This window comes from Streptomyces sp. NPDC002690, assembly GCF_053592415.1.
Genome location: NZ_JBSFVR010000454.1, coordinates 1 through 5,226, shown reverse-complemented (window position 1 = coordinate 5,226; position 5,226 = coordinate 1). Strand labels below are relative to the sequence as shown.

Below are 5,226 nucleotides of genomic sequence, written 5' to 3'. Positions count from 1 at the left end.
GTGACGCATCCCCGCCATGGAAGGTCGGGGTGCCGCACCGATCATGCACGAAGGCTCCGGACACCGGAGGGGCCACGGCGTTTTCCGGCGTGGTCCGCGCGGCGCGTCCTCGGCGAGAATGGGAGCATGCGCGCCGCCCGACTGATCACGATGGTGCTGCTCCTCCAGTCCCGGCCCGGGATGACCGCCGCCGAGCTGGCGGCGGAGCTGGAGGTGTCGGAGCGGACCGTCCTACGGGACGCGCAGGCGCTCTCCGGGGCGGGCGTACCGGTGTACGCGGAGCGCGGTCGTACGGGCGGCTACCACCTGGTCGACGGCTACCGCACCCGCCTCACCGGCCTCGCCCGGGGTGAGGCCGAGGCGCTCTTCCTCTCCGGGCTGCCCACCGCGCTGCGCGACCTGGGCCTGACGGACGCCGCGTCCACCGCCCGGCTCAAGGTGGCCGCCGCCCTGACGCCCTCGCTGCGGGACGCCCCCGACACGGTGGCCCGGCGCTTCCATCTGGACGCCCCGGGCTGGTTCCAGGACCCGGTGGCCCCGGCGCTGCTGCCCGCCCTGGCCCGGGCCGTCCGCGACGACCTCACCGTCCGGGCCCGCTACCGCCGGGGCGACGCCGAGGCGGACCGGATGCTGCTGCCGTACGGGCTCGTGCTGAAGGCGGGCGTCTGGTACCTCTGCGCCCGGGGCGCGGACCCGGTGGAGGCGTCCTCCGCCCGGGACGGCTTCCGGGTGTACCGGGTCGACCGGTTCGTCTCGGTGGAGGTGGCGGCGGAGCCGGACGGCGGGCGGTTCGTACGGGACCCCGGTTTCGACCTGGCCGGGTTCTGGGCCGAGCGGTCGGCGCGGTTCGCCCGCTCCCTGCTCCGTACCGAGGTGACCGTACGGGTCTCCGGGGCCGGCGCGGGCCGGCTCCCGCACCTGGTGGACCGGGCCGCCGCCGAGGAGGCGCTGGCCGCCGCGGGACAGCCCGACGGCGACGGGTGGCGCACGGTCACCCTGCCGGTGGAGTCCCCCGAAGTGGCGTACGAACAGCTGCTGGCGCTGGGCGCGGAGGCCGAGGTGCTGGCGCCGCCCGCGCTGCGCGAGCGCTTCCGCGAGACGGCGGCGCGGATGCACGGCCGCTACCGCTGAGGCCGGGGCCGAGCCCGTCACCGGGACCCGGCGGCTCCGCGTGCGTGGGCAGCCGCCGGAGCCGATGCTGTACTCGTGATGGACGAGACGGAGTTCTGGGAGCTCATCGACAGCACCCGTGAGGCCGCCGAGGGCGACCCCGAGGACCACGCCGAGCTGCTCGTGGAGCGGCTGGTCCGGCTGGATCCCGAGACCGTGCTCGACTTCGCCCGGCACTTCGAGGCCCGCTACCACCGCGCGTACCGCTGGGACCTGTGGGGCGCCGCCGCTCTGCTGCTCGGCGGCGCGAGCGACGACGCCTTCGACTACTTCCGCTGCTGGCTGATCGGCCGGGGCCGGGAAGTGTTCGAGGGCGCGCTCCAGGACCCGGATGATCTGGCCGAACTCCTGGACGACTTCGACGAGGAGGTCGACGGGGACGGCGAGGAGCTGGGCTACGCCGCCGACGAGGCGTACGAGCAGCTCACCGGGGTCGTCTCACCGGACCTGGGACTTCCCCCGCAGGCCCGCGAACCGGCCGGTGTGCCCTTCTCGTTCGAGAACGAAGAGGTGCTGGCGACCCGCCTGCCCGCTCTGTGGGAACGGTTCGGCGCGGCCTGAGCGGCCCCGCCGCCGTCAGAGCGCGCGGCCCATCAGCACGTCGTCCACGTACCCGCCCGCCAGAAAGAACTCGCCGGGCAGCACGCCCTCCACGGCGAACCCCTCGGAGGCGTACAGCGCGCGGGCCGGCCCGTTGTGGCCGAGGACGCGCAGGGTGATCCGGTTGGCGCCCTGGCGCCTCGCCTCGGTGCACGCGGCGCGCAGCAGCGCCCGCCCGATGCCGAGCCCGCGGGTCGTGGCGGCGACGGCGAGGCCCTGGATCTGCCGGACGTGCTGGTGGCAGGCGAGCGGGGTGGGTGCGACCAGGCGGATGTACCCGGCGACGCCCGGCGCCTCGGCGACATCCGCATCGGCCCGCCCGCCGTCGGCCACCGTCTCGGCGACGAGCAGGTCGCGGGGCGAGTGGCGCTCGTCGAAGAACGGCGGGTACGGCGGCTGCGGGCGGGGCTGCACGGAGTGCAGGGTCGACCAGGTCTCCCGGTCGAGCGCGGCGAGTGCCTCCTCGTCGGAGAGGAGCGCCGGGCGTATGGCGTGGAGGCGAAGGGTGTGCATGGGCGCCACTGTGCCATGCCGGTTCCGGGGCGATCGGGGGGATCGGAGGGCTCCATGGGGCAGGATGGGCCCATGGAGCGCTCGCGTATCGCCGTCAGCGGATCGACCGGACTCATCGGAGAGGCGCTCGTGCGCTCGCTGCGGGCCGACGGGCACGAGGTCGCCCGCCTGGTGCGCCGGCCCGCGAAGTCGGGCGACGAGGTCGAGTGGGACCCGCACCGGGGGTACGTCGACGTGGCCGGGCTGGTCGGCTGCGACGCGGTCGTGCACATGGCGGGTGCCGGGGTCGGCGACCACCGGTGGACCGAGGCGTACAAGAAGGAGATCCGGGACAGCCGGGTGCTGGGCACCGCCGCGATCGCGGAGGCCCTGGCCTCGCTGGACGCTCCGCCCAAGGTCCTGGTCTCGGGCTCCGCGATCGGCTACTACGGCGACACCGGTGACCGCGCGGTCGACGAGAGCGCCCCGCCCGGCGAGGGTTTCCTGCCCTCGGTGTGCGAGGAGTGGGAGGCCGCCGCGGCGCCCGCCGAGGAGGCCGGCATCCGGACCGTGCACACGCGCACCGGGCTGGTCGTCGCCTCGGGCGGCGGCGCCTGGGGCAAGCTCTTCCCGCTGTTCAAGGCCGGGCTCGGCGGGCGGCTCGGCAACGGCCGCCAGTACTGGAGCTTCATCGCGCTGCACGACCACGTCGCCGCCCTGCGGCATCTGCTCGACACGGAGTCCCTGTCCGGGCCGGTGAACCTCACCGCGCCCGATCCGGTCACCAACGCCGAGGTGACGGCGGCGATGGGGCGGGTGCTGCACCGGCCCACCTTCTTCACGGCCCCAGCCCCGGCGCTCCGCCTCGCGCTGGGCGACTTCGCCGAGGACGTGCTGGGCAGCCAGCGGGTGATCCCGCGCAAGCTGCTGGGCTCGGGCTTCACCTTCGCCTTCCCCGGCGTCGACAGCGCCGTCCGCGCGGCCCTCGGCTGACGGACCCCGTCCGGCCCCCCGGGGGCGCGCGTGCGACCCCGTGCACCGGTGCCTGCTTCCTGGCCACTGTCCAGGTATCGGCCATCCTCCTAGCCTCTTTGGCGAACTCGGGCATTCCGGTAGCCGGTTGGGGGCATGAGCCTCCCACCGCTCGCACCACTCGGGGAGGGCATGTGCGTAACCCGGCACACCACGCGGACGTGGTCATCATCGGAGCCGGTACAGCCGGCTTGTCAGCCGCCCACCTTCTCGTACGGGCGGGGGTGAGCGTCAGCGTCCTGGAGGCAACACCGCGCATCGGCGGCAGACTGGCCACGGACGAAGTGGACGGGTTCCGGCTCGACCGTCTCGGTCCGCTGCTGAGCAGCGTGCCGGAGGAACTCGGGGACATACCCGGGCTGTCGGGCCTGGTGCTCCGCGAGTTCGATCCGGCGGTCGTGGTCCACAACGCCGGCCGCCACTATCGCGCCGGCGGCATACGAAGCACCAGGGGCGCGTTCAGGCCCGTGCGCGCCCGTTCGAGCGCCCCCGTCGGCGCCGACCGGGCCGCCGCGTCCGGCAGGGGCGGTGCGGTGGGCGAGGCCCTGGACCGGGCCCGGCTCGGCTCGGCGCTGGCCCGGCTCTCCGCCACCTCCACCGCCCGCATCATGGCCAAGCCGGACCGGTCCGCGGAGTCGGCGCTCACGGCGCGCGGGCTGCCGGCCCGTACCGTCGACGGCTTCCTCCGTCCGCTGCTCGCCGCCCTGCTCAGCGATCCGGAGCTGCGAGTGTCGAGCCGGGTCGCGGAACTCGTCCTGCGCGACTGGGCGCGTGGCAGGCTCCGGGTGCCCGAGGGCGGTTCGGCGGCGCTGCCCGAACTGCTGGCCTCCACCCTGCCGCCGGGCACCGTGCGGACGGACGTCCAGGTGACGGCCGCCGACACCACGTCCGTGACCACCAAGGAGCACGGCGAGCTGGGCTGCCGGGCGCTGCTGGTGGCGACCGGCGCGGGAGCCGCCGCCGAACTGCTGCCCGGTCTGCGGGTGCCCGGCTTCCATCCGGTGACGGTGCTTCACCACACCGCCCCCGCCCCTCCCGGCACGGGCGCCTCACTGGTGCTGGAGGCGGGCGGGGCGGGTCCGGTCGCGTACTCGGCGGTGATGAGCGAGATCGACCCCAGCCGTGCGCCGCAGGGCCGCGCGCTCATCACGTCCGCGGTGCTCGGCACCCCGCCGCCCGGCCTCGACCGTGCGGTGCGCGGCCATCTGACGGCGCTGTACGGGACGCCCACGGACGACTGGGAGCTGCTGGCCACCCATCACACCCCGGAGGCGGTCCCGGTCATGACACCGCCGCACGACCCGAGCCGCCCCGTCCGGGTGCTCGCCGGGCTGTACGTGTGCGGCGACCACCGGGACACCAGCAGCCTGCGGGGCGCCCTGCACTCCGGGCGGCGCGCGGCGGAGGCGATCCTGGCCGATCTCGGGGCGGGCCCGGGGTACGTACCGGAACCGGGGGCGACGCTGTCGGGGGCCGCCTGAGCGCCTCGGCCCGTCCCGGTGGGGGCGTGGCGGAGTCGGGGTCGCGGCCCGTCAGCCGAGGGCCGCGATCTGCTCGCGGTACCCGCGGACCGCCGCCGCGTCCCGGTAGGGCTCCAGCTTGCGCTCGAACTCGCGTACGTACTCCGTCGCCCGGACCGACCGCATCTCGCGGGCCTGCTGGGCCGCCTCGGCGCCCAGCAGGCAGGCCTGGTCGAGCTCGCCGAGGCCGAGCCGGGCCGAGGCGAGAACCACCCGGCAGAAGAGCCTGCTCCGGGCGTACGCGGGCGCGCGCAGCTGGAGCGAGCGCTCGGCGTGCAGGGCGGCGGCCCGGTACTGCTGGAGGTCCCGGTGGCAGTGCGCCAGCTCGTCGGCGAGCTGGGCCTCGTCGAAATGGCGGGCCCAGTGCGGGGCCTCGTCGCCGGGCCGCGCGGCCTCCAGGGCGCGCTCCGCG

At 75.6% G+C, this 5,226-nt stretch carries 5 protein-coding genes and 1 pseudogene; 4 read left to right on the top strand and 2 right to left on the bottom strand.

From position 1 onward, the window contains the following. The first annotated feature begins 126 nt into the window (after positions 1–126). Positions 127–1,131: a helix-turn-helix transcriptional regulator gene (locus tag ACWD3D_RS33125; RefSeq protein WP_451464424.1), complete on the top strand. Its 1,005-nt coding sequence runs from the start codon at positions 127–129 to the stop codon at positions 1,129–1,131. 78 nt (positions 1,132–1,209) lie between these two features. Beyond that, entirely contained in the window at positions 1,210–1,731 is a 522-nt protein-coding gene (locus ACWD3D_RS33120) for a DUF4240 domain-containing protein (protein ID WP_451464425.1), read from the top strand. A 15-nt stretch (positions 1,732–1,746) separates the two neighbouring features. On the opposite strand, the gene ACWD3D_RS33115 is transcribed toward ACWD3D_RS33120, so the two are convergent. Next, complete coding sequence (locus ACWD3D_RS33115; protein ID WP_451464423.1) at positions 1,747–2,283, bottom strand: N-acetyltransferase family protein; 537 nt, start codon at positions 2,281–2,283, stop codon at positions 1,747–1,749. A gap of 72 nt (positions 2,284–2,355) precedes the next feature. Between ACWD3D_RS33115 and ACWD3D_RS33110 the strand changes: the two genes are divergently transcribed. Both ACWD3D_RS33110 and ACWD3D_RS33105 read left to right on the top strand, forming a co-directional pair. Next, positions 2,356–3,255, top strand: coding sequence for a TIGR01777 family oxidoreductase (locus tag ACWD3D_RS33110; RefSeq protein WP_451464422.1), 900 nt, complete (start codon positions 2,356–2,358; stop codon positions 3,253–3,255). 173 nt (positions 3,256–3,428) lie between these two features. Further along, a complete protein-coding gene (locus tag ACWD3D_RS33105) occupies positions 3,429–4,775 on the top strand; it encodes an NAD(P)/FAD-dependent oxidoreductase (protein ID WP_451464421.1) in 1,347 nt (448 codons plus the stop codon). Between the two features lie 51 nt (positions 4,776–4,826). On the opposite strand, the pseudogene ACWD3D_RS33100 reads toward ACWD3D_RS33105, so the two are convergent. Next, positions 4,827–5,226 (bottom strand): annotated as a pseudogene (locus tag ACWD3D_RS33100) (regulator); the annotation flags it as partial.